We start from the raw sequence: 4,013 nt of genomic DNA, 5'->3' as shown, positions 1-4,013 counted from the left end.
CCTCGATGATCTCGTTGCAGAGATCGATGCACTCGTCGCAGATGTACACACCGGGCCCTGCGATGAGCTTCTTGACCTGCTTCTGGCTCTTGCCGCAGAACGAGCACTTGAGCAGATCGCCGCCGTCACCGATGCGTGCCACGGTGTGCTTCCCCTTCGCCTGGGAGACGACTGGACGCTTTCGAATCCAGCGGCTCCTGGTGCTGCCTTATTCCGACGGTACCTTGCCGGGACCCCCGTTCGGGCCCCCCTTGGCACGGTTCACTTCGACGTGGACCGTGTCACACCGTGCCAAGGGGTACGGACGAGAGCGCCCCGCGCGTCAACGCAGAGAGTTGTTGTTCATCTTCCGGGTGGAGATGATCTGGTCGATCAGGCCGTACGACAGCGCGTCCTCGGCCGTGAGGATCTTGTCGCGCTCGATGTCCTCGCGGATCTTCTCGATCGGCGTGGTGGAGTGCTTGGCCAGCATCTCCTCGAGCTGGGCACGCATCCGCAGGATCTCGTTGGCGGCGATCTCCAGGTCCGAGACCTGACCGCGGCCGGTCTCGCTGTACGGCTGGTGGATCAGCACGCGCGCGTTCGGCAGGGCCATGCGCTTGCCCGGCGTACCGGCGGCCAGCAGGATCGCGGCGGCGGAGGCCGCCTGGCCCATGCAGACCGTCTGGATGTCGGGCTTCACGAACTGCATCGTGTCGTAGATCGCGGTCAGCGCCGTGAAGGAGCCGCCGGGGCTGTTGATGTAGACCGAGATGTCCCGGTCGGGGTCCATCGACTCCAGGCACAGGAGCTGCGCCATGACGTCGTTGGCGGAGGCGTCGTCGATCTGCACGCCGAGGAAGATCACGCGCTCCTCGAAGAGCTTCGCGTACGGGTCGTACTCACGGATGCCCTGCGAGGTGCGCTCGACGAAGCGGGGGATGACGTAGCGGGACTCGGCGCGTGGGCCGGTGTACTCGGCCTCCGTACGGGCGTAGAGGCCGCTGCCGGGGAAGTCGTTCACGGTGTCTCCTGGAGAAGGGCTGGGCGGTGGCTGCTTGGGATTGCGATCACGGGCGGGCGGTGTCTACGGCGGGGGCGGGGCAGTCGGGCGGGCGGTGCGGGGTCAGTCGGTCGGGCCCGCGTGGCGTCTCCGGTCCGTCCGGCTCCGGGAGCCCTGACGAACCCCGCCGGGCCTCGTGGCCTCCGCGGGATCGGGTCCGGCTCCGCCGGGGCCGTGGAGCCTCCGCGGGGACCGTGGAGCCTCCGCGGGGACCGTCGGGCCTCGTAGGGGTCTCGCGGCCTCTGCCGGGCCTCGTGAGCCCTGTGGGGTCCGCGGGCTCCGACGAGGGCCCTGAGGCCCTGACGGACGCCTGCGGCGGCCTCACGGGGTTCGCGGGGTCCGGCGGGGGCTGCCAGGCCCTGACGGGACCGGCACGGCTTGGTACGGCTTCCGGTGACCGCGCCGCCCCGACGGGCTGCCGCGGCTTCCGGGGGCCGAGGCCCTGGGGAGAGCCTTCGCTCCCGGACCGAGTGCCTACCGGGGCCGTCGCCGACCCTTGCCGGAACCAAGCCGCTCCCGCCAGGAATCGACCCGCGCCCTCCGGCCCGGAACCGAGTCGCCCGGCCGAACCGGTCGGCCCGGCCGACCCTGTCGGAACCGTGAGCCCGGTCGCCCTGGCCGGCCCGGTCGGAGCCGCCTGACCCCGGTCGGAGCCTGACCCCGGTCGGGACCGTCGGCCCGGCCGGAACCGCAGACCCGTCGGAACCGAAGCCCCGGTCGGAACCGTGACCCCGGTCGGAGCCACAGACCCGGTCGGAGCCACAGACCCTGTGGGAGCCACAGCCCCGTCGGAACCACGGACCCGGTCGGAGCCACAGCCCCGTCCGCGCCACACGCACCCGGCAGGGACCCGGCAGGGACCCGCGCCGTCGGACGGGCTACGCCGCGCCCGTGCCGCCGCCGCCCGGCATGCCCGCGGCCGTCGGGATGACGTCGTCGATGAGGCCGTACTCCTTGGCCTCGAACGCGTCGAACCAGCGGTCGCGGTCCGAGTCGCGGGTGATCTGCTCGACCGACTGACCCGTGTGCTGCGAGGTCAGCTCGGCCATGCGCTTCTTGGTGTGCAGCAGCCGCTCCGCGTGGATCTTGATGTCGGAGGCCGAGCCGGCCAGGCCGGCGGACGGCTGGTGGATCAGGATCTCGGCGTTCGGCAGGGCGAACCGCTTGCCGGGGGTGCCCGCGCTGAGCAGGAACTGACCCATCGAGGCCGCGAGGCCCATGGCGATGGTCACCACGTCGTTCTTGATGAACTGCATGGTGTCGTAGATCGCCATACCGGCCGTGATCGAACCGCCGGGGCTGTTGATGTACAGGTAGATGTCCTTGTCCGGGTCCGCGGCAAGGAGCAGAAGCTGTGCGGTGATCTTGTTCGCGATGTCGTCGTCGACCGGCTGGCCGAGGAAGATGATCCGCTCGCCAAGCAGCCGGTTGTAGACCTGGTCGCCGAGGCCACCACCGATGGAAGGCTCGCCGGCGGCGGAGGGCATCAGATTCGTCACGTATCCACCTGCTCGTCTTACGACGGCGCCGGGCCGTCTCACGTGTACTGCCGGGGGCAACGGGGACTCCCCTGCCCTCGTACTCATGGACCCTAACGCGCGGGTCCCTCCCGAGAATCCCGGAGAGGTGGGTGTTCGCCGGGGGCGTAGCGCCCGGGGACGGGAACGGGCCCCGGAACACAGGGTTCCGGGGCCCGTCGCACAAGCGTCGGATACGGGGGCTCAGCCCTCGTTCTTCTCCTCGGCGGACTCGGCGGCGTCGGCGGACTCGGTGGCGGCCTCGGCGGCCTCCTCCGTCTCCTCCTCGTCGTCCAGGTCGACGATCTCGCCGTTGGTGTCCTTGACCGTGGCGGCCTCGACGACCGTCGCCAGCGCCTTGCCGCGGGCGACCTCGCCGACGAGCAGCGGAACCTGGCCGCCCTCGACGACGGCCTGGGCGAACTGGTCGGGGGACATGCCCGAGGAAGCGGCGCGGCGCATGAGGTGCTCGGTGAGCTCCTCCTGGTTGACGTTCAGCTTCTCGCGCTTGACCAGCTCGTCCAGGACGAACTGGGTCTTGATGCCCTTGACCGCGGCCTCACGGGTCTCGGTCTCGAACTCCTCGGCCGACTTGCCCTGGATCTCCAGGTACTTGTCGAGCGTCAGGCCCATCTGACCGAGCTGGTGGTGCTCCAGGTTGTGCTTGCGGGTGTTGATCTCGTCCTCGAGGAGCTTCTCGGGGACGGGCACCTCGACGAGCTCCAGCAGCTTCTCCAGGACGCGCTCCTGGGCCTGCGTGGCCTGGTCGTACTGCTTCATGTTCTCGAGGCGCTTGCGGCTGTCCGCCTTCAGCTCCTCCAGGGTGTCGAACTCGGAGGCGAGCTGCGCGAACTCGTCGTCCAGCTCGGGCAGTTCACGGGCGGCGACCTGGGTGACCTTGACGGCGACCTCGGCCTCCTTGCCCGCGGCGGAGCCGCCCTTCAGCTCGGAGGTGAAGGTGGCCTCGCCACCGGCCTCCAGGCCCTTCACGGCGTCGTCGATGCCGTCGAGCAGCTCGCCGGAGCCGATGGTGTAGGAGACGCCGCTGGCGACGCCGTCCTCCAGGACCTCGCCGTCGACCTTGGCCTCCAGGTCCACGGTCACGACGTCGCCGTCCTCGGCGGCGCGCTCGACCGGGGAGGTGGAGGCGAAGCGCTCACGGAGCTGCTCGACCGACTTCGCGATGTCCTCGTCGGTCACCTCGACGGCGTCGACCTCGACCTCGATGGAGGAGAAGTCCTCCGGGAGCTCCAGGGCGGGACGGACGTCGACCTCGGCGGTGAAGTTCAGCGTCTCGCCGTCCTTCAGCTCGGTGATGTCGACCTCGGGCTGGCCGAGGACGTCGATCGACGCCTCGTTGACAGCCTCCGTGTAGAACTTCGGAAGCGCGTCGTTGACCGCCTCCTCCAGCACCGCACCGCGGCCGAACCGCTGGTCGATGACCCGGGCGGGGA

The 4,013-nt window shown here is 70.0% G+C and carries 4 protein-coding genes; all 4 read right to left on the bottom strand.

Going from position 1 to position 4,013, the window contains the following annotated elements:
* On the bottom strand, nt 1-142 hold a 142-nt coding region (locus tag G6W55_RS37025; protein WP_309243886.1), incomplete at its 3' end, for a ClpX C4-type zinc finger protein.
* A 180-nt stretch (nt 143-322) separates the two neighbouring features.
* The gene (locus tag G6W55_RS37020) at nt 323-1,003 is read right to left on the bottom strand and encodes an ATP-dependent Clp protease proteolytic subunit (protein ID WP_175524988.1); all 681 of its coding nucleotides are present in this window, start codon (nt 1,001-1,003) and stop codon (nt 323-325) included.
* A gap of 917 nt (nt 1,004-1,920) precedes the next feature.
* Entirely contained in the window at nt 1,921-2,529 is a 609-nt protein-coding gene (locus tag G6W55_RS37015) for an ATP-dependent Clp protease proteolytic subunit (RefSeq protein ID WP_030779489.1), read from the bottom strand.
* A gap of 234 nt (nt 2,530-2,763) precedes the next feature.
* Nucleotides 2,764-4,013: trigger factor (tig, locus tag G6W55_RS37010; protein ID WP_175524987.1), on the bottom strand; the 1,250-nt coding region annotated here is incomplete at its 5' end.

The sequence above is a fragment of the Streptomyces sp. CAI-85 genome, assembly GCF_013363615.1.
Classification (GTDB): Bacteria; Actinomycetota; Actinomycetes; order Streptomycetales; family Streptomycetaceae; genus Streptomyces; species Streptomyces antibioticus_B.
The sequence above is the reverse complement of the archived record's forward strand: the minus strand, read 5'-3'. Positions and strand labels throughout refer to the sequence as shown.